We start from the raw sequence: 20,329 nt of genomic DNA, 5'->3' as shown, positions 1-20,329 counted from the left end.
GCCGGTTCGCCGGCGTTTTTTATGGGCGCAAACCTATGAGAACTGAATTTGACTTACCAAATGATTACTACCGATGAAGCCCTTGTCCGCGTTTGCGAAGCGGCTCGTCAATTTCCAGCCGTCGCGCTGGATACCGAATTTGTGCGCACTCGCACCTATTACCCGCAACTGGGCTTGATTCAGCTTTACGATAGCGAAACCGCTTCGCTTATCGACCCGCTAACAATCACAGACTGGTCGCCGTTCAAAGCGTTGTTGCAAGACACCGCGGTGATTAAATTCCTGCATGCTGGCAGCGAAGATCTGGAAGTGTTCCTTAATGCTTTTGGTATGTTGCCCGATCCGTTTATTGATACGCAGATTCTGGCTGCTTTCAGTGGGCGTCCGCTTTCGTGCGGTTTTGCGACCATCGTCGAATCGTTTACCGGAATTGCGCTGGATAAAAGCGAATCTCGTACCGACTGGATTGCACGCCCGCTCACTGAACGCCAGTGTGAATACGCTGCCGCAGACGTGCTCTATTTGCTGCCTATCGCGCATAAATTGATGGAAGAGACAAAAGCGGCGGGTTGGATGGATGCTGCGCTGGACGAGTGCAATTTGATGGCTGCACGTCGTCAGGATGTTCTGGACCCAGAAGAAGCGTGGCGCGAAATCGGCAATGCCTGGCAGCTTAGAACGCGTCAGTTGGCGTGCCTGAAGAAACTGGCATCCTGGCGTCTGCGTAAAGCGCGTGAGCGCGATATGGCGGTTAATTTCGTGGTGCGCGAAGAACATCTCTGGCAGGTCGCACGTTATATGCCGGGTTCATTGGGTGAGCTTGAACATCTTGGCCTGAGCGGCAGTGAAATTCGTTTCCACGGTAAAGCTCTACTGGCAATGGTGACAGAAGCGCAGGCTTTGTCGGACGATGAATTACCTGAGCCGCTAAGCAATCTTGTTGATATGCCGGGCTATCGTCGTGTTTTCAAAGCGATTAAAGCTCTGGTGCAGCAGGTGAGTGAAACCAGCGGTTTAAGTGCTGAATTACTGGCGTCGCGGAGACAAATTAATCAGTTGCTAAACTGGCACTGGAAATTAAAAACGCAATCAACGCAACCAGAATTAATCGTTGGCTGGCGTGGTTGTCTTATGGGCGAGTCGCTAAAAACGTTATTGGCTGATTTTTAATATTGACTAAAAGGTTACTGGGAATAATTACAGTATTAGCTTCTGTAATAATGGAATAGAGAAATTAACCTTTAAGAATAGTCTGTATTAAGAAGTGTGTTAGCGTAAAAATAAATAAACCCCCTGGATATTTCCTGGGGGTTTATTATGCGAACAACCATTACGCAGATTTTGTTGTTGCTTCCTGCGTCTCTGGTAACGTTACGTTAAGTTCCAGAACAGAAATATCATCATCTTTTTGATCGAGAACGACGGTTAACATCTCCGGATCGATTTTGACATATTTGCAAATCACTTCCAGAATATCGCGTTTTAATTGCGGCAAATAGTGCGGTTCACTATCACCACGGCGGCGTTCTGCAACAATGATTTGCAGGCGTTCTTTTGCGATGTTGGCGGTGTTCTTTTTCCGTGAGAGAAAAAAGTCTAGTAATGCCATAACTTATCCTCCGAACAGGCGTTTGAGGAAGCCTTTCTTCTCTTCTTCAATGAAGCGGAAAGGGCGATCTTCGCCAAGCAGGCGCTCAACAGTATCTGCATACGCTTTACCGGCGTCAGCCTCCTGGTCAAGAATGACCGGCTCACCCTGGTTTGAAGCACGCAGCACAGATTGATCTTCAGGAATCACGCCAACCAGAGGAATGCGCAAGATTTCCAGCACATCTTCCATGCTTAGCATGTCACCGCGGTTTACACGGCCTGGGTTGTAGCGAGTTAATAAAAGGTGTTCTTTAATCGGTGCTTCACCGTTTTCGGCACGGCGCGATTTAGAAGAAAGAATCCCAAGAATACGGTCAGAGTCGCGTACTGAGGAAACTTCAGGGTTAGTAGTGATAACCGCTTCATCAGCAAAGTAGAGCGCCATTAGCGCGCCAGTTTCGATGCCCGCAGGGGAATCGCAAACGATAAATTCGAAGTCCATATTTTTCAGGTCTTCAAGCACCTTCGCCACGCCTTCGCGGGTAAGGGCATCTTTATCGCGGGTCTGAGAAGCGGGCAGAATATAAAGCTGCTCAGTGCGTTTATCTCTGATTAACGCCTGGTTTAATGTGGCATCGCCTTGAATAACGTTCACGAAGTCATAAACCACGCGACGCTCGCAGCCCATAATTAAATCCAGGTTACGCAGGCCAATATCAAAATCGATAACGACGGTTTTTCTTCCCTTCTGGGCCAAACCCGTAGCGATGGCCGCGCTGGACGTGGTCTTACCGACGCCCCCTTTACCCGATGTAACAACAATAATGCGTGCCATAAAGGAATTCCTTGTTAAAAGGGCTTAATTCAAAGGTTGAACGGAGAGAGCGCCACTCGCCAGACTCAGGCGCGCCGCTTTCCCATAATAATCGGCTGGTATTTGCTCACTCAGCCAGTATTCACCCGCTATTGAGACCAACTCAGCAGCAAGATTTGTACAGAATATTTGTGCATCACGATCGCCACTGGCACCCGCCAGAGCACGGCCACGCATCATGCCGTAAACATGAATATTACCATCAGCGATAAGTTCTGCACCGGCACTGACGTGATTGGTGATAATCAAATCACAGTTTGGGGCATAAATGCGCTGACCGGAACGAACCGGGGTATCAATCAAACGCGTTTTTGTGACAGGGTTAACAACTGGCTCGACGGAGGGCGCAACCTCAACAGGCGCGGCCTTCGTACGTGAATTTTTTTCTTTCCCTTCAGTCAGAAGCGGTAAGCCGGCGCGTTCAATTTCTTTCTTCAACGCTTCGTCTTTACAGCCACTAATCCCTACGACACGTAAACCCGAAGAAACCACGGCTTGCTGGATTTTCTTCCAGTTTACTGAACCATCAAGGCCGGCAACATTCACCACCACCGGTGCATTTTTCAGAAAGGCTGGAGCCTGAGAAACTTTGTCCTGAAGGGCCTGGAGAATCACCTCGGGTTGTGCGTCATGTAAGTGAAGCACTGATAAGGTAAAACTGCTGCCTTTTAACTCGATCGGCGTGTTTGACATCCTGCCCTTACTCAATTCAGTTTTAATCCCCACCGGTGTGGGACGATATTCCGAAGTACATCTGGCATGTTATAGTCACAGGTATATTCAGGCAAGCCACCATCTGGCGAAAATAGAGTAAAAAAAATGTTTTGTGTGATCTACAGAAGTAGTAAACGTGACCAGACATATCTTTATGTCGAAAAAAAAGACGATTTCTCTCGCGTGCCGGAAGAATTGATGAAAGGTTTTGGTGTACCTCAATTGGCGATGATATTACCGCTTGATGGGAGTAAAAAACTGGCCAATGCTGATTTTGAAAAAGTGAAACAAGCACTCAAAGATGATGGCTATTATTTACAATTACCGCCGCCGCCAGAAAGTTTGTTAAAAATTCACCTGGAAAATAGTCCTAAAAAATAACTTTAGGACTAGCGCCAAATCTTCTCTATACATAAAGGTAGATGATATTTACAACAAATAACCCGGGGAAAATGATGAAGACTCCAGCAATTTGTTTAACAGTCATCACCTTTATGCTCACCTCTTTCTGCGCGACTTCTGTCAGTGCGCAGACGCAATCACCTGTAAACGCACCGGTTGTGGGGCAATCTGAGGCAAAGCCTGCGGCCCCAACGCTTGCACAAGAAGGGCGTAACCCCGACGAGTTTCCCGCCTATCTCGAAACACTCAAATCCCAGGCGAGAGTTCAGGGTATCAGCGAAAACACCATCAACAGCGCGTTCGCGAATGCACATTTTGTTGATCGGGTCATAAAATCAGACCAGAACCAACTCGAAAAGAAAATCATGCTTGATGAATACCTGGCGCGAGTGATCACGCCGGAAAAAATTCAACAGGCGCGCGAGCAATTCAAGCAACATCAAAATGAATTAAGCGCGATAAGCAGCCGTACCGGCGTACAAAGCCAGTACATCGTTGCTCTGTGGGCAATGGAAAGTCATTTCGGTGAAATCCAGGGCAAGGAGGACATCGTTTCTGCGCTGGCCACACTGGCATTTGAGGGGCGGCGTGAGGCGTTCTTCACCAAAGAATTAATGTCATCATTAAAGATCCTCGACCAGAGGCATATTACGGTTGATGAACTAAAAGGTTCCTGGGCGGGCGCGATGGGGCAGAACCAGTTTATGCCGAGTTCGTATCTGCGTTATGGCGCAGACGGAGACGGCGACGGAAAAATAGATATCTGGACAAACACCAGCGACGTTTTCGCCTCAACCGCGAATTACCTGAAAACCGAAGGCTGGAGAGCCGGAGGGGATTGGGGAACGGCAGTCATTTTGCCTGTGGATTTTGATAGCACATTAGCAGGCACAAAAACGGGGCAGAGCAAAACGGTTGGCCAGTGGGAAAAACTAGGCGTCAAATTTGAAGAAGGTGTCAAACAACCAGCATCTTCGCAAAAAGCCTGGATAATCACACCTGATGATAATCTGGGGCGCTCATTCCTTGTCTACAACAACTTCCGCACGATTATGCACTGGAACCGCTCTTACTACTTTGCGATAAGCATCGCGACTATGGCCGATGCAATCGCACAATAACTGATACTCATCAGTATTCAGTCGGGATTTTTTTCTCTAGTATCAAATGTAATTAACACAACGACGCAGAGGAAAGGCATGTATCAGCATCATAACTGGCAGGGCGCGCTGCTGGATTTTCCGGTCAGCAAAGTAGTGTGCGTAGGCAGTAACTACGCAAAACATATCAAAGAGATGGGCAGTGCAACGCCCGATGAACCCGTATTGTTTATTAAACCTGAAAGTGCGCTGTGTGATATTCGCCAGCCGCTGGTACTGCCGCAAGATTTTGGTTCAGTGCATCACGAAGTTGAACTGGCGATTCTGATTGGTTCTACTCTGCGACAGGCCACTGAAGATCACGTTACTAAGGCCATTGCAGGATATGGAGTGGCGCTGGACCTGACGTTGCGTGACTTGCAAGGCAAACTGAAAAAAGCAGGGCAGCCTTGGGAAAAGGCAAAAGGCTTCGATAACTCTTGCCCCATTTCAGGTTTTATTCCTGCCAGTGAATTTAAAGGTGACCCGCAAAACTCTCCGATAGCCTTAAAGATCAATGGCGAAGTGCGCCAACAAGGCTCTACTTCTGACATGATCCACAAGATCGTGCCGCTCATTGCCTACATGAGCCGGTTCTTCACTTTGCGAGCGGGCGATGTGATCCTTACCGGCACCCCGGAAGGGGTTGGGCCACTTAATAGCGGCGATGAACTGGAAGTCAGTTTTGCCGATCGTAGTTTGACTACCCGCGTTCTATAATGAATTTGCCGCCTGTGGGCGGCAAAACTTGCATCTGTAGCCCAGACTGTTTATAAGGTGCGCTTGTTTTTTTATTACCGGATAAACATTATGACTACAGTACCGTTCTGGCAGTGCAAAACTCTGGACGAAATGAGTGACTCAGAATGGGAGTCTCTCTGTGACGGCTGTGGTCAATGCTGTCTCAATAAATTGATGGATGAAGACACAGACGAAATCTATTTCACCAACGTCGCCTGCAAGCAACTCAACATCAAAACCTGCCAGTGCAAGAACTACGAGCGTCGTTTTGAGTTCGAACCCGATTGCATCAAACTCACCCGTGAAAATTTGCCGACTTTCGAATGGCTTCCGCATACTTGCGCTTATCGCTTGTTAGCTGAAGGCAAAGACTTGCCTGCATGGCACCCGTTGTTGACTGGTTCAAAAGCGGCCATGCACGGGGAACGTATTTCTGTGCGGCATATCGCTGTGAAAGAGTCGGAAGTGCGCGACTGGCAAGACCATATTTTAAACAAACCTGAGTGGGCTGATTGACCCTACGGGGGAATAGCGCTATAGCATTTGGGTATAGCGCTAAAATGTATTGTAGACCGCATATTTCACAATATTTAATTCTTTAAAATCCCTTCAGGTTTCCTTTTATTAATATTATAAATATTAACGACACGCATTATTTTTGTATTTGACTTGATAAATTTTTGTAAAACAAAATGTATTCTAATAAATAATGTATCTTTCTCAAATTTGTATATAATTAGCGCCCGTTTAAACAGTGTAGAACTATTTCTCAATTGAGAATGTGATTTTATTAGTGTTCATGGCGATTTTAGAAATGAAGAAACTATCGACAAACAAAGCCATAATAATCAACATGTCTGTCATGTTGATTCCTTTTATCTTTCTTTGCACTTGTGCATTTTTCTACATTAAATACGAAAAAGAAAGCGATTTTAGAGACACAATGAGAAGGTTTACCGATAACTCTGCAAAATCCTGCGTGGAGCGCCCGGTTGACGAGATGAAGTTATTATTGCTTTCACTGTCAGATAATATGAAAGGGGATGCAATTGAAAAGTATTTGTCTTCAGAATACATCGATCTCAATATGGTTATCCCTTCAATTGTTGACTCGACAATGTTTTTTAGTTCTGCGTTGGTTTCTGATGTGTTTGAAAATTACAAAATTTACCCAGAAATTAAAATAAGTCCATTTGCTCCAAGTGCGAGGCCATGGTACCCACACGCAGGAATAAAAGATGAAATAATATTTTCTGACCCCTATGAAACATTGAAGCTGGATAGGTCTAAAGAACAGTCCAAACTTTCTGTCACTGTCAGTATGAATATATTCGACGCGCATTCGCAACAAGTAGGGAACGTTGCGTTCGATCTCGATATGAAGAACATGAGCAGAATGCTTCAGGAGGTCTCGATACCTTATGATGGCAGGTTTGAAATCGCCTCGCGAAGCGGTGTTGTTGTCATGTACTCAAATACCGATGATGTGTTTAAGCGGACAATACCGAAGTCATGGCTAGTTAAAACCACCGAACGCTATGGCTCTTTTGTTGATGAGGAAACTGGGAAGATCGTTTATTACCGTGCATATAACAATCCTGGTTGGATAGCCTATACATCTGTAAATATAGCAACCTATACCAATACTTTTGAATCTGAATACAAACTACTGGCTTTGGTTATTCTTATATCATCTGTTTTTTATTTTGTTGTGATTGCACTGTTTAGAATCTATTTCAAGCGTTTGATTAGCCTGTTATACATGAGTAGTAATGGTCTTGAGGTTAATAGCCAGGTTGAAAACTTTGAAAGTCTGTATGAAGGGATGGTGCAAAAACATAAGCATCTTAAAGAAGTTGAAACTCTGTCTGTAACCGATACCTTAACTCAGGCAGGAACGCGTCGTAAATTTGAGCAAGATGCTTCCGATTTACACAACAAGAATATCAGATTCCACCTCGCCATCATCGACCTGGATAACTTCAAGCAAATTAATGACACGTTTGGGCATCCTGTCGGTGACGCAGTGCTGAAAAATGTCTGTCGCATTGGGACAAGAATAATGGGGGACGATTATTCGATTTACCGTTTTGGCGGCGAAGAACTGGTGGTGATTTTCCCTGGTATCACGTTTAAACAATCTTACGAATTGATGGACGAATGGCGAAATGAAGTTGCAGAACGAATCTGGCGTGAAGAATCGCTCAAAGTGACGTTTAGCTGTGGAATGGTAGAAGCTGATTCTGAGCACGGTCTGGATAAAATGTTAGAGCAGGCGGATAAACTTCTATATCAGGCTAAAAAGAACGGCAAGAATTGCATTGTAGCAGCCCTATAAACTCTAAATTTATTCGCTAGCCCCAGTGAAATGGGGCGATGCAGACTAAACTGCTAAGGTTTGTCCGACTTGTGAAAATAAATCGTACAAACCTGTTTTTCCCTGATACAGTATCCTTTCAATAACAAATAAAAGTAGGTTTTTATCCAATATCTATCATTTAAGTGTCCGTCATGTGGCGGTTCACAGTATCGCACTTCCCCCTACGATGTCCGAGAAACAAATCCCTTTGGCGCTGTTTGTATCTTCTGTAAATCAGGGATGCACCTCCTTCATCGTCCGATGAGTGCGATTCATCAACATAATGCAGTGGCTCGCTAAGAGCTGATTCCGCTGGTTTTGCTTTTCCCACTCCTGCACTGTTACCATTTGGCCTCCATAACGGAGGAATAATGAAAAAAATAACAATACTGCTTGGGGCGATCATTCTCAGCGGTTGTTCATCACCTGAACCCACAGCGCCCAAACCACCACAGGTTATCGGCATGCCGAACCCAGCGTCTGTTTACTGCCAGGCTAAAGGCGGGGAATTACGGACGGTGAAAACCGATTTGGGTGAGCGCGGCGATTGCTTGCTGCCGAGTGGAGAACGGATGGACCAGTGGGAGTTATATCGACGCGACCACTAATAATAAAAAACCCGCCAAGGCGGGTTTTTGTATTTCTGGATAATGATATTAGCGCCCGAACAGATCACGACGCTTTGGCTTGAAAGGCTGAGCAATCAACACCAGTACCGCAATCAGCAGGAAGATAGCAAAAATACCCACTAACCACTGCACCATATCCAGCGTCAGGAACTCCCACTGGCGCACGGAACAATCACCTGTTGCCACAAACACGGACGGCAGCCACTTATCGAGTGGGAGCCAGCTTGGGAAACGTGCGGCAAAATCGCAAGTCACAAACGGGGAAGGGTGAAGCTGAAGCATGGTGTGTTCCCATGCTAATTGCAGACCTTTCCCGGCGCTGTAAATCCACAGTGCAATCCCGACATAGCGCAACGGTGTTTTTGGCGCAATCGCGCCGACAATCCCTGCCCCCATAATGCCAAAAAGCGCACAACGCTCGTAAATACACATCACACAAGGTTTCAGCATCATCACGTGCTGGAACCACAATGCCACCATTTCCAGAGCGAATGCTGTGAAGGCCAGAAGAAGCCATGCACCGCGCCCGCGGGAGCATTGGTTTAAATATCGCAACATAATCAGTATCCCTGCAACATGCGTTGAGTCGGCAGTGTAAACGAATTCGATTTCTGTGCCAGTAGGCACATCAAAATAACACGCTAATTGAATGTTTATCAGACAAAAAACTAAACGGGCGGTGGACAACCCGTTAGTTTTGTTTAGTGCGTTACAGCATCCATTACTGGCGATGAAATCCAACCGGCATGTGCCATCCACTCGGTTGCCGGGACCAAAGTAAATTCAACGCACAACAGACCGACCAGCGTCAGTACCAGCGTATACGGCAATGCCATCAACACCATGCGCCCATACGAAAGACGAATGAGCGGAGCCAGCGCTGAAGTCAGCAGGAACAAGAATGCGGCCTGGCCGTTTGGCGTGGCGACTGAAGGTAAATTCGTGCCGGTGTTAATCGCTACCGCCAATAACTCAAACTGTTTGAGATCGATAATACCGTGGGTAAGAGCGGCTTTCGCTTCGTTGATGTAAACGGTGCCGACGAACACATTATCGGAAATCGACGACAAAATGCCGTTGAACAGATAGAACAACGCCAGCTGAGAATGCGGTTCAGCCTGCAATACAAAATGGATAACGGGTGTAAACAAATGCTGGTCGATTATCACGGCCACAACAGCGAAAAACACCGTAAGCAGGGCGGTGAAGGGTAAAGCTTCGGTAAATGCTTTTCCTATCTGATGTTCATCAGTCACGCCGCACAGCGCGGTAGCAAAGATAATCACCGACAACCCGATTAACCCAACCTCGGCTAGATGCAGTGCCAGAGCAATCACCAGCCAGACGCCAATTAACGCCTGAACCACCAGTTTCACTTTGTCCTGACGGGTACGTTTTTGCGCACTTTGGGTATCATAATCCTGCAAAATACCGCGAACTTTTTCCGGCAGTTTTTCGCCATAACCGAGGATCTTGGTTATCTCCAGTAGTACGCAGGTCGCTAAACCACAGATCAGAACAGGAATTGTCACTGGTGCCATACGCAGAAGGAAATCGCCAAAATGCCAACCCGCACTTTTCGCAATAATCAGGTTCTGCGGCTCGCCGACCATCGTCATCACGCCACCTAGCGCAGTGCCGACACCGGCATGCATCATCAGGCTGCGTAAAAATGCGCGGAATTGTTCGAGAGTGGAGCGGTTATCGGAATCAAGGAGAGTGTCATCCTGGATATCATCATCGAGACACCCGGTAGAGGCGACACGGTGGTAGATATCATAAAAACCAACCGCGACGCTGATGACGACCGCGACCACGGTGAGGGCATCCAGGAATGCGGATAAAAATGCCGCAGCGATACAAAAAGAGAGTGAAAGCAGAATTTTTGAACGGATACCCAGCAGCAACTTGGTAAAGACCAGAAGTAAAAGCTGCTTCATAAAGTAGATGCCCGCCACCATAAATATCAGCAGCAGCAACACTTCAAGATTTGAGGCAATTTCTTCCCGCACATGATCGGCGCTGGTCATCCCAACAAACACCGCTTCAATGGCCAGCAGGCCTCCAGGCAGAAGGGGATAGCATTTCAATGCCATTGCGAGGGTGAAAATAAACTCTGCAACCAACAGCCAGCCTGCAATAAATGGGCTGACAAACCAAAAGACCAACGGGTTAATGACTAAAAAAGTCAGTAAAGTCAGTTTGTACCAGTTCGGTGATTGACCTAAGAAGTTGCGGAATAGCGCGCGCCCGGTAGACATTTCCATCGTAGAATTTTCATGCTCCATTTATCAGTATTACCTCGAAGCCGGGTGAGGTGAAGCCATCTCCCCGATCTTAAAAGCGAAATAGTGCGGATAAATATAAAGTTGCGTTCAGTTGTGTCGTTTCAGGGTACTCGCGCACAAGTTATCAATCAAGGCATAGGAATATTCTTTAGTTGTGTGATTGACCCACAAAATTAAACCATGATTCCAGAATTGGCGCTTGTCACCGCTACCTGCGCCGCAAGGCATCTGGTATGATGAGTCTCTTTAGCAAAACCTGTGTAATGGAAAGCATACTATGGTCATTAAGGCGCAGAGCCCAGCGGGTTTCGCGGAAGAATACATCATCGAAAGTATCTGGAATAACCGCTTCGCGCCGGGAACTATTCTTCCGGCAGAACGCGAATTATCCGAACTGATTGGTGTGACCCGTACCACATTGCGCGAGGTGCTTCAGCGTCTGGCGCGTGATGGCTGGTTAACGATTCAGCATGGTAAGCCGACCAAAGTGAACAACTTCTGGGAAACCTCCGGTTTAAACATTCTGGAAACTCTGGCGCGTCTCGATCACGACAGCGTGCCGCAGTTGATCGATAACCTGTTGTCAGTGCGAACGAACATCGCGACTATTTTTATTCGTACCGCTGTTCGTCAGCATCCGGATAAAGCGCAAGAAGTTCTGGCGACCGCGAACAGTGTTGAAGACCATGCTGATGCGTTTGCAAAGCTTGATTACAACATTTTCCGTGGCCTGGCATTTGCTTCAGGAAACCCGATCTACGGTCTAATCCTCAATGGAATGAAAGGGTTATATACCCGTATCGGGCGTCATTATTTCTCAAGTCCGGAAGCACGCAGCCTGGCGTTAGGTTTCTACCATCGTCTGGCTGAAATTTGCCAACAAGGTTTGCACGATCAAGTGTTTGATACCGTGCGTACCTATGGGCGTGAAAGTGGTGATATCTGGCATCGAATGCAGAAAAATTTACCGGGCGATTTGGCGATGCACAGCCGATAGGCGAACATTACCCGTGCCGACAGCAAAACGAAAAACGCTTCCCGAAGGAAGCGTTTTTTTATGCTTACAGACTATTGAGCCTTGGAGGGCAGCGTTCAAGTAGCTCAACACTGCCATCTTCATTTTGCTGCTCAAGAGTGACATCAAAGCCCCAAAGGCGATGAACATGCTTCAGCACTTCACGACGGCCTTTATCCAGCGGGGCGCGGTTATGCGGGATGTATCGCAAAGTCAGCGAACGGTCGCCACGTAAATCAACGTTCCAGACCTGAATGTTAGGCTCAAGGTTACTCAGATTGTACTGAGCAGAAAGCTCGGAACGAATCTTGCGATAACCCTCTTCGTTATGAATGGCGGCAATTTCAAGATAGTTATTGCGGTCATCGTCCAGCACAGTAAACAGGCGGAAATCACGCATCAGTTTTGGCGACAAAAACTGGCTGATAAAACTTTCATCTTTGAAATCGCGCATCGCGAAATGCAGCGTTTCCAGCCAATCTTTACCCGCAATATCCGGGAACCAATAACGGTCTTCTTCAGTAGGTGACTGACAAATCCGCTTGATGTCCTGGAACATCGCGAAGCCGAGTGCATACGGGTTAATTCCGTTGTACCACGGGCTGTTATACGGCGGCTGAAACACCACATTGGTGTGGCTATGCAAGAACTCCAGCATAAACCTGTCGGTCACTTTTCCTTCATCATACAGATGGTTGAGAATGGTGTAGTGCCAGAACGTTGCCCAGCCTTCGTTCATCACCTGAGTCTGTTTCTGCGGGTAAAAATACTGGCTGACTTTACGCACGATACGTAAAATCTCACGCTGCCAGGACTCCAGCAACGGCGCATTTTTCTCCATAAAATAGAGTAAGTTTTCCTGTGGCTCAGAAGGATAACGGCGCGCTTCGGCCACCGTCTTTTCTTCTTCACGACGTGGTAGCGTGCGCCACAATGTGTTCACCTGGCTTTGCAGATACTCCTCGCGGCTTTTTTGTCGGGCGGTCTCTTCTTGCAGGGATATTTTTTGCGGACGTTTGTAACGGTCAACGCCGTAGTTCATCAACGCATGGCAAGAGTCGAGCAGACGTTCAACTTCGTCCACGCCGTAGCGTTCTTCACACTCGGTAATATATTTACGCGCGAAAATCAGGTAATCGATAATCGAGCTGGCATCCGTCCAGCTACGGAATAAGTAGTTGTTTTTGAAGAACGAATTATGCCCGTAGCACGCATGAGCAATCACCAGCGCCTGCATCGTGATGGTGTTTTCTTCCATCAGATAGGCGATACACGGATTGGAGTTGATGACAATTTCGTAGGCCAGACCCTGTTGCCCGTGCTTATACAGCCGTTCCGTTTCAATGAACTTTTTACCAAACGACCAATGAGGATAGTTAATCGGCATCCCGACACTCGAATACGCATCCATCATTTGTTCGGAGGTAATCACTTCAATTTGATGAGGATAAGTCTCCAGGCGATAGAGTTTGGCAACACGGTCTATCTCAGCGAGATAGACATCAAGAAGCTCGAACGTCCAGTCAGGTCCATCACTTAGACGTTTAGAATCCTTTGTGGCGGAATCAGTAACAATAGCCATCAGCGCGCCCTCATTGTTGGCGGCTCTCTCTGAATGGAAAGCCTCACTTTCAAGAATAGACAACTCCTGAAACTTAGCTGCTGCAAGCAAAATTTTTTTCACGCGATTTACGTATTCCAATACCCCGCTACCAATCAAATAAGCAGCATAATATTTTGTTGAAAATATTGTACCAAGCAGGAGATTCCAATAATCACGAAGCGGCTATATCAGGCCAGGATGTGAGGACAGTCACTATAACAAAGCCATATGTTGAATAACATTTTCATCTGAGTTATCAATTTGTAATCAGAAGATTATTCTTTTAGCTAAATGGTGGAATGGTTATGCGTGTTGTGGTGCTGGGAAGTGGCGTAGTCGGTGTCAGCAGTGCCTGGTATTTGCGCCAGGCTGGGCATGATGTCACGGTTATCGACAGGGAAGCGGGGCCGGCAATGGAAACCAGCGCGGCGAATGCCGGGCAAATTTCGCCGGGTTATGCCGCGCCATGGGCTGCACCTGGCGTTCCGCTCAAAGCCATTAAATGGATGTTCCAGCGCCATGCGCCGCTGGCAATCAGCCTCGATGGTACTCAGTTCCAGCTCAAATGGATGCTGCAAATGCTGCGTAACTGCGACATGCGCCATTACATGGAAAACAAAGGTCGCATGGTACGTCTTGCGGAATACAGCCGTGACTGCCTGAAAGAATTGCGCCATGCCACCAATATTCAATACGAAGGACGGCAGGGCGGCACGCTCCAGTTGTTCCGCACCGCGCAGCAGTACGAAAATGCTGCCAAAGATATCGCTGTTCTCAAAGATGCAGGCGTGCCTTACCAGTTGCTTGAGGCCAGCCGCTTAGCTGAAGTCGAACCCGCTCTGGCGGATGTCGCCCATAAACTGACCGGTGGATTGCGGTTACCCAATGATGAAACGGGTGATTGCCAACTGTTTACCCAAAATCTGGCGCGTATGGCGGCAGAGGCGGGCGTTGAGTTTCGTTTCAACACGCCAGTCGATCGTTTGCTATATGAAGGGCAAAGTATTTATGGCGTGCAGTGTGGTAAAGAGGTCGTCAAAGCGGATGCTTATGTCGTCGCTTTCGGCTCCTATTCGACTGGTTTACTGAAAAATATCGTTGATATTCCTGTCTATCCACTCAAAGGCTATTCGCTGACCATCCCGATTGCCGACGAGCAAGGCGCGCCGGTTTCGACTATTCTCGATGAAACATACAAAATTGCTATCACGCGTTTTGACCAGCGCATCCGCGTGGGCGGGATGGCAGAAATTGTTGGCTTTAACACTGAGTTGCTGCAACCGCGTCGTGAAACTCTGGAAATGGTCGTGCGTGATCTTTATCCGCGTGGTGGGCATGTGGAGCAGGCAACATTCTGGACCGGTCTACGTCCGATGACGCCAGATGGCACACCGATTGTTGGGCGCACTCCGTTCAAGAATCTGTGGCTCAATACCGGCCATGGCACGCTGGGTTGGACGATGGCCTGTGGCTCAGGCCAGATGCTCAGTGACTTAATTTCTGGAAGAACGCCCGCCATTCCCTTTGATGATCTTGCGGTGGCGCGTTACTCACCGGGTTTCAGGCCGACAGGCTCGCAGCGTCTGCACAACGCTCATAACTAAATTAAAACAAGGAGAGGACACATGTCCCGTCCGGTTGTTGCGACGCTGAACCTCAGCGCGCTGCGTAACAATTTAAACATTGTCCGCCAGGCTGCTCCCCATTCGCGTGTCTGGTCCGTCGTTAAAGCGAATGCTTATGGTCATGGAATTGAGCGCGTCTGGTCTGCATTAAGTGATACCGACGGCTTCGCATTGTTAAATATTGAAGAGGCGATTTTACTGCGTGAGCGCGGATGGAAAGGGCCGATTCTCATGCTCGAAGGTTTCTTTCACGCCGATGAATTGCCGTTGTTTGATGAGTATCGGTTAACCACCAGTTTGCACAGCAACTGGCAGGTCAAAGCCTTAGCCAAGGCCAAACTGAATGCGCCATTAGATGTGTACCTGAAGATAAACAGTGGGATGAACCGCCTGGGGTTCAGCCCTGACCGTGTTCATTCCATCTGGCAACAGTTACGCGTTATTGCTAACGTTGGGCAACTCACGCTGATGGCGCATTTTGCCGATGCAGAGCAACCCGACGGCATAGTCGAGCCGATGAAACGCATTGAGCAAGCAGCAGAAGGGCTGGATTGCCCGCGTTCTGTTTCTAACTCGGCGGCCACGTTGTGGCATCCGGAAGCGCATTTTGACTGGGTTCGTCCGGGGATCATCCTGTATGGTGCATCGCCAAGCGGCCAGTGGTGTGATGTTGCCACCAGCGGTCTGCAACCGGTCATGAGTTTGCAAAGTGAAATTATCGGTGTCCAGAATCTGAAAGCGGGCGATACGGTAGGTTATGGCAGTCGTTATCGGGCGGACACCGAACAGCGGATTGGTATCGTCGCCTGCGGTTATGCTGACGGCTATCCGCGCATTGCGCCGACAGGCACGCCAGTGCGTGTTGACGGCGTACTCACTCATATCGTTGGCGCCATTTCCATGGATATGTTGACCGTTGACCTGACCCCTTGCCCGAATGCGGGAATTGGCAGTCCGGTTGAATTGTGGGGGAATGCGGTGAAAATTGATGATGTGGCGCAGGCGGCGGGTACGGTAGGGTATGAATTAATGTGCGCTTTGGCCCCGCGCGTGCCCGTAGTTACAACATCCTAATCTTTTAACCTGGTCCAGCATTTGTAGGCCGGATAAGCGCAAGCGTCATCCGGCACAAACCTAATTTACTCCGTTTCTTCGCTTTCTACGCGCACACCGATTTTACGCACCTGGTTATCTTCTTTCTCGGCGACCGTCCAAATCATCCCGGCAAACTCCACCTGGTCACCGACAACCGGCGCGCCACCTAACATGCCGACCACAAATTCGCCCAGCGTTTGCTGGGTATCGACGTTATCATCCAGTTCCAGCCCGTAAATCGTTGCCACATCGGCAAACTGCGCACTGGCTTCGAGAATAAAGTCACCAAAGAAGCGCTGATCGAGCGCCACTGGCGGCGACTGGCTAAACATTTTACCCAGGGCGGGTAAATCACGCTCGCGGCCAATCACACACAGCACATCGCCGACTTGCAAACGGGTGCGGTCATTCGGGTGCAGCAGCGTATTGTCCCGGAACAGCGCGGCAATTCGCGTGTCTTTCGGCATTTTCAGGTCACGAAGCGACGCGCCAATACACCACTTGTCTTCACTTAACTGGTAAACAAACTGCTCCCACGGGTTTTCCGGGTGGATATCCAGGCCGACGCGCGAAACCGGCCAGCCGACGGGTGGCACCACAACTTTGGCTTTTTTAGCCGCCCACCCGAGCGATGTGCCTTGCAGCAACAGCGACACCAGCACCACGAAAAACGCCACATTAAAGAACAGCCGCGCGTTCTCAAGCCCTGCCATCATCGGGAATACCGCGAGGATAATCGGCACCGCGCCGCGTAACCCAACCCAACTGATAAACACCCGCTCGCGCAGATTAAAGCCACGGAACGGAAGCAGGCCGAGGAACACAGAAAGAGGGCGCGCAAAGAAAATCATCCAGATGGACAATAACAGCGCCGGAATGGCAATCGGCAACAGATCGGTGGGATTAACCAGCAGCCCCAACACCAGGAACATGCCGATTTGTGCAAACCACGCCAGGCCGTCAAAATTTTGCAGAATGCCAAAGCGGCTGCGAATAGGGCGGTTGCCGAGCAAGAATCCGCACAGATAAACCGCCAGAATCCCGCTACCGTCTAAAGCGGTGGTGATGCCAAACACCATAATCCCGCCGCTTAATGCGAGCAGGGGATACAAGCCCTGAGGCAGCGTAATACGGTTGATCATTTGCAACAGCAAATAACCGCCGCCAAGGCCAAGCACAATCCCCAGACCAAACTGTTGAATGATATCCATGAGGAACATCCAGCTCAGGCCAGTTTGCCCATGCTGAATCATCTCGATGAGCGTGATGGTTAAAAACACCGCCATCGGATCGTTACTACCGGACTCAATTTCGAGCGTTGCGCCAACACGTTCGTTCAGCCCTTTACCGCCCAGCAAGGAGAACACCGCTGCCGCATCGGTCGAGCCAACTATGGCACCAATCAGCAGGCCTTCAATCAGGTTGAGGTTAAACAGCCAGGCCGCTGCCATGCCGGTTAAACCCGACGTGATCAGCACGCCTACGGTGGCAAGCGAAAGTGCGGGGCCGAGGGCGACGCGAAAGGAACTGGCCTGGGTGCGCATTCCGCCATCAAGCAGAATTACCGCCAGCGCCAGGTTACTGATTAAATACGCGAAAGGATAATTATCAAACGGGATGCCGCCGATTCCGTCAATCCCTGCCAACATGCCGATGGCGAGGAAGATAACCAGAATGGGGATACCAAGACGCGAGGAAAAAGAACTCAATAAGATGCTACAAGTTACCAGAACGGAACCTAAAATAAACAGACTGACTATCGCCCCTGCGTCCAAAATTATCTTTCTCCTTTGCGTGTGACTCTATTCGTGAAGCAAATTTTAACACGGAAAGCATTGATTCATTGTGCTTTCTGAGGGGCATATTCTACTTATTTTATCTCATTACTGGATGACCGCTGATGGTGAGACTCGCAGTCTGCCCGTCGTGTTGCAGTTCTCCATAAGCGCCTAATGGCAGGGTAACGGTTTCTGGTTCGTGTCCAAACGGTAAACCACGCAGCACAGGAATAGACAACCGCTGCTGCAACATTCGACACATCTCATCGAAATTATAGTCGCCGTCATAATCGCTTAAGGTTGCGCCATTGAAGCTGCCCAAAATCAGCGCTTTCTGGCGCGCTAAAATCCCGGCGTGATGAAGTTGCAACAACAATCGTTCCACACGGAAAGGATGTTCGTTGATATCTTCGACCACCAAAATACCGCCATCAATCACGCTCAGCCACGGCGAGCCAATCAGCGAAACCAGCATCGCCAGGTTACCGCCCCAAAGGGTGCCGCTCGCGGAACACGCAGGCGTCGGGCTTTGCCAGTTCAGCGTAAATTTCGGCTCAGTAATCGCCTGCCAAAAATGCTGCCAGGTAAAACTATTGAGCTCATCTGCACCAAAATTACCGGCCAGCATAGGGCCACTAAACGTGACGGTACCGGTCTGCGACAGCAGCGCGAGTTGAATAGCCGTGAAATCGCTGTGCCCGCAGATAATCGGCGTGCGTTGGCGGAAGGCAAGTCCGAGCCGGGAATAGTCGATACGTTCGAGCAGGCGTGTGGCACCGTAGCCTCCACGCACCGCCAGAACGATGTCGCATTCTTCAGGAAGTGCAGATAAATCCTGAATATCTGCCAGTCGTTGTTCGTCCGTTCCGGCAAAACGCTGAAAACGCCGTGGTACCACAGATTGGTTTTCTACCCGATGGCCCGAGGCTTTCAGGCGCTCGATACCGCGAGCCGCGGCGGCCTGATTAACACAGAAACCTGAAGGGGCAATTAAACGAATCGTCGACATGGCATTTCCTTGCTGAAAGTGAATTGGTTATCATGCCGCTTGAAACGGGTGTTGTCACCCGCCTGACGGCGATGAATATTAGTAAAGGATAATACGTGTGAATATAAGATGGCTGATTGTGTTGGTTCTGTTTATAGCTGGCTGTTCCAGCCACTCCACAAAACAACCCGAGTGGGATCCGACAAAACCGGTACAACGCGCACTAACATGGATGCCGATCACCGATCAGGCAGCAAAAGAGTGGGGCGTTAGCCCACGAGTCATTACTGCGATTATTGCGGTGGAGTCAGGTGGCAACCCTACGCTGGTCAGTAAGTCCAATGCGGTTGGCCTGATGCAGATTAAAGCCTCAACGGCAGGCAAAGACGTGTATCGTCATTTAGGGTGGGGCGGGCAGCCATCAACCAGCGAGCTAAAAGACCCGGCACGTAATATCTCGATTGGGACGGCCTACTTAAGCATTCTTGAGCACGGTATTCTGGCTGGCATTGAAGATCCGCAAACGATGCAATACGCATTACTGGCGTCTTATGCCAATGGTGCGGGCGCGTTGCTGAGAACGTTTTCCTCCGATCGCAAAGATGCCATTGACGAAATCAATGATCTCAGCCCGGACGAATTTTACGAATACATAGCGAAGAACCACCCGGCACCACAGGCGCCGCGTTATTTGTATAAAGTTTCCAAAGCATTGAACGCGATGTAACTACTTAACCCGGCCTGCTTTCTCACGAGCGGAACGCTCCAGTGCGAAGATAATGCGCTGTAATTCGCGTTCAACGGCCGGGTTAACATTTAGAAAGCGGAAACTCAGGCGTGGCGTGCTGACAGTTTCATTTTTACTGCCGATCACTTTTCGTTCCGAAAGCGTTATCAGTTGCATATCAAAGTGGAATTTCCCCCACTGCACTAAATCCATTTCCACCTGCGAAAAACGCATGCCCGCGCTTAATCCTTCCGGTAATGGCCCGTCAAGTAGCGCGCCCATCCCACCTAATGACAAATCACACAGCCTGAACTGGAAAGGCGAACCGTTCGGAAGCATCGCAGTGCAGTGGTAATACGGTTGCAGCGGGGCGGTGATACGGAAATATTCCCGGCGTTGCACAAACCATAACGCCTGCGGGAGTGGGGCGTGGAAAGCGGGTAAGTTCAGGTAATTCACCGCCTGCATTTTAGGCAAAATAAATTCCACCTTTGCACCTTCGGTTTCGGCGATGAACTGAATATTCGTTGCCTTTTGCGCCGCCTGGTTTTCCTGCGTCTGGCTACCAAAATCCACAATCAAACCTGAAGCTGTGACCTCAAGAATCTTGCTAATAAACTGCCCGGATGACCAACTCAACCGTATTGGTACCTGGTTTTTATGAAGATCACGTAACACGCCTAATACTGCCAGAGGACTTTGTTTCAGAAACTGCTCGTTATAGTTACTCAAGGCCAGGTCCATGTTGTGTTTTTGATAGTT

21 protein-coding genes and 1 pseudogene are annotated in these 20,329 nt (G+C 48.8%); 13 read left to right on the top strand and 9 right to left on the bottom strand.

Annotated features, from left to right (window positions below):
- Positions 1-48: 48 nt before the first annotated feature.
- Complete coding sequence (gene rnd, locus AC0IWZ_RS11350; protein WP_471677301.1) at positions 49-1,170, top strand: ribonuclease D; 1,122 nt, start codon at positions 49-51, stop codon at positions 1,168-1,170.
- Positions 1,171-1,330: 160 nt separating this feature from the next.
- Here the strand turns inward: rnd and minE are convergent, their stop codons facing one another.
- Genes minE through minC form a run of 3 tightly spaced genes read right to left on the bottom strand, consistent with a single transcriptional unit; the run spans position 1,331 to position 3,157 of the window.
- Positions 1,331-1,609, bottom strand: a complete 279-nt coding sequence (minE, locus tag AC0IWZ_RS11345; protein WP_034455225.1) for a cell division topological specificity factor MinE — start codon at positions 1,607-1,609, stop codon at positions 1,331-1,333.
- A gap of 3 nt (positions 1,610-1,612) precedes the next feature.
- A complete protein-coding gene (gene minD, locus AC0IWZ_RS11340) occupies positions 1,613-2,425 on the bottom strand; it encodes a septum site-determining protein MinD (protein WP_034495914.1) in 813 nt (270 codons plus the stop codon).
- Positions 2,426-2,449: 24 nt separating this feature from the next.
- Positions 2,450-3,157: a septum site-determining protein MinC gene (gene minC / locus AC0IWZ_RS11335; RefSeq protein WP_172893926.1), complete on the bottom strand. Its 708-nt coding sequence runs from the start codon at positions 3,155-3,157 to the stop codon at positions 2,450-2,452.
- Between the two features lie 126 nt (positions 3,158-3,283).
- On the opposite strand from minC, the gene AC0IWZ_RS11330 reads away from it, so the two are divergent.
- The 7 genes from AC0IWZ_RS11330 to AC0IWZ_RS11300 all read left to right on the top strand — a co-directional run bounded on the left by AC0IWZ_RS11330 (position 3,284) and on the right by AC0IWZ_RS11300 (position 8,427).
- Positions 3,284-3,559: a YcgL domain-containing protein gene (locus tag AC0IWZ_RS11330; RefSeq protein WP_034495911.1), complete on the top strand. Its 276-nt coding sequence runs from the start codon at positions 3,284-3,286 to the stop codon at positions 3,557-3,559.
- 74 nt (positions 3,560-3,633) lie between these two features.
- The gene (locus AC0IWZ_RS11325; protein ID WP_034495909.1) at positions 3,634-4,701 is read left to right on the top strand and encodes a lytic murein transglycosylase; all 1,068 of its coding nucleotides are present in this window, start codon (positions 3,634-3,636) and stop codon (positions 4,699-4,701) included.
- A 78-nt stretch (positions 4,702-4,779) separates the two neighbouring features.
- Positions 4,780-5,439, top strand: coding sequence for a fumarylacetoacetate hydrolase family protein (locus AC0IWZ_RS11320; RefSeq protein ID WP_034495908.1), 660 nt, complete (start codon positions 4,780-4,782; stop codon positions 5,437-5,439).
- Between the two features lie 90 nt (positions 5,440-5,529).
- The gene (locus AC0IWZ_RS11315) at positions 5,530-5,976 is read left to right on the top strand and encodes a YcgN family cysteine cluster protein (RefSeq protein WP_034495906.1); all 447 of its coding nucleotides are present in this window, start codon (positions 5,530-5,532) and stop codon (positions 5,974-5,976) included.
- Between the two features lie 298 nt (positions 5,977-6,274).
- Complete coding sequence (locus AC0IWZ_RS11310; protein ID WP_471680502.1) at positions 6,275-7,798, top strand: sensor domain-containing diguanylate cyclase; 1,524 nt, start codon at positions 6,275-6,277, stop codon at positions 7,796-7,798.
- Positions 7,799-7,942: 144 nt separating this feature from the next.
- A complete protein-coding gene (gene ymcF / locus AC0IWZ_RS11305; RefSeq protein WP_404979380.1) occupies positions 7,943-8,119 on the top strand; it encodes a cold shock small protein YmcF in 177 nt (58 codons plus the stop codon).
- 71 nt (positions 8,120-8,190) lie between these two features.
- Complete coding sequence (locus tag AC0IWZ_RS11300) at positions 8,191-8,427, top strand: putative hemolysin (RefSeq protein ID WP_115628293.1); 237 nt, start codon at positions 8,191-8,193, stop codon at positions 8,425-8,427.
- Between the two features lie 48 nt (positions 8,428-8,475).
- Here the strand turns inward: AC0IWZ_RS11300 and dsbB are convergent, their stop codons facing one another.
- Together dsbB and nhaB are read right to left on the bottom strand one after the other, a co-directional pair.
- Positions 8,476-9,006, bottom strand: coding sequence for a disulfide bond formation protein DsbB (gene dsbB / locus AC0IWZ_RS11295; RefSeq protein ID WP_034495903.1), 531 nt, complete (start codon positions 9,004-9,006; stop codon positions 8,476-8,478).
- Between the two features lie 143 nt (positions 9,007-9,149).
- Positions 9,150-10,715 carry a Na(+)/H(+) antiporter NhaB gene (gene nhaB, locus AC0IWZ_RS11290; protein WP_471679059.1) on the bottom strand — a complete coding sequence of 522 codons (1,566 nt, stop codon included), beginning with the start codon at positions 10,713-10,715 and terminating at the stop codon, positions 9,150-9,152.
- A gap of 298 nt (positions 10,716-11,013) precedes the next feature.
- Between nhaB and fadR the strand changes: the two genes are divergently transcribed.
- The gene (gene fadR, locus AC0IWZ_RS11285; protein ID WP_034495902.1) at positions 11,014-11,733 is read left to right on the top strand and encodes a fatty acid metabolism transcriptional regulator FadR; all 720 of its coding nucleotides are present in this window, start codon (positions 11,014-11,016) and stop codon (positions 11,731-11,733) included.
- A 64-nt stretch (positions 11,734-11,797) separates the two neighbouring features.
- On the opposite strand, the gene AC0IWZ_RS11280 is transcribed toward fadR, so the two are convergent.
- A complete protein-coding gene (locus AC0IWZ_RS11280; protein WP_471677303.1) occupies positions 11,798-13,333 on the bottom strand; it encodes a SpoVR family protein in 1,536 nt (511 codons plus the stop codon).
- A 326-nt stretch (positions 13,334-13,659) separates the two neighbouring features.
- On the opposite strand from AC0IWZ_RS11280, the gene AC0IWZ_RS11275 reads away from it, so the two are divergent.
- From AC0IWZ_RS11275 to AC0IWZ_RS11265, 3 genes are read left to right on the top strand one after another with little or no spacing between them, the layout of a single operon-like run.
- Entirely contained in the window at positions 13,660-14,958 is a 1,299-nt protein-coding gene (locus AC0IWZ_RS11275; protein WP_471677304.1) for a D-amino acid dehydrogenase, read from the top strand.
- A gap of 21 nt (positions 14,959-14,979) precedes the next feature.
- Complete coding sequence (dadX, locus tag AC0IWZ_RS11270) at positions 14,980-16,053, top strand: catabolic alanine racemase DadX (RefSeq protein WP_471677305.1); 1,074 nt, start codon at positions 14,980-14,982, stop codon at positions 16,051-16,053.
- Positions 16,054-16,085: 32 nt separating this feature from the next.
- On the top strand, positions 16,086-16,244 hold the full coding sequence (locus tag AC0IWZ_RS11265) for a hypothetical protein (protein ID WP_425591300.1): 159 nt from the start codon (positions 16,086-16,088) through the stop codon (positions 16,242-16,244).
- On the opposite strand, the pseudogene AC0IWZ_RS11260 reads toward AC0IWZ_RS11265, so the two are convergent.
- A pseudogene (locus AC0IWZ_RS11260) lies at positions 16,185-17,849 on the bottom strand (potassium/proton antiporter); the annotation flags it as partial. The gene AC0IWZ_RS11265 and the pseudogene AC0IWZ_RS11260 overlap by 60 nt on opposite strands.
- Before the next feature lie 100 nt (positions 17,850-17,949).
- Complete coding sequence (ldcA, locus tag AC0IWZ_RS11255) at positions 17,950-18,861, bottom strand: muramoyltetrapeptide carboxypeptidase (protein ID WP_034495897.1); 912 nt, start codon at positions 18,859-18,861, stop codon at positions 17,950-17,952.
- A gap of 97 nt (positions 18,862-18,958) precedes the next feature.
- Here ldcA and emtA point away from each other — a divergent pair, with 97 nt between their 5' ends.
- Positions 18,959-19,567 (top strand): membrane-bound lytic murein transglycosylase EmtA, encoded by a 609-nt coding sequence (gene emtA, locus AC0IWZ_RS11250; RefSeq protein WP_410372991.1) that lies wholly within the window; start codon positions 18,959-18,961, stop codon positions 19,565-19,567.
- Here emtA and ycgR read toward each other — a convergent pair whose 3' ends face one another.
- Positions 19,568-20,299 carry a flagellar brake protein YcgR gene (ycgR, locus tag AC0IWZ_RS11245; protein ID WP_034496295.1) on the bottom strand — a complete coding sequence of 244 codons (732 nt, stop codon included), beginning with the start codon at positions 20,297-20,299 and terminating at the stop codon, positions 19,568-19,570.
- Positions 20,300-20,329 lie beyond the last annotated feature (30 nt).

Source organism: Buttiauxella sp. AC142 (assembly GCF_979253435.1).
The sequence above is the reverse complement of the archived record's forward strand: the minus strand, read 5'-3'. Positions and strand labels throughout refer to the sequence as shown.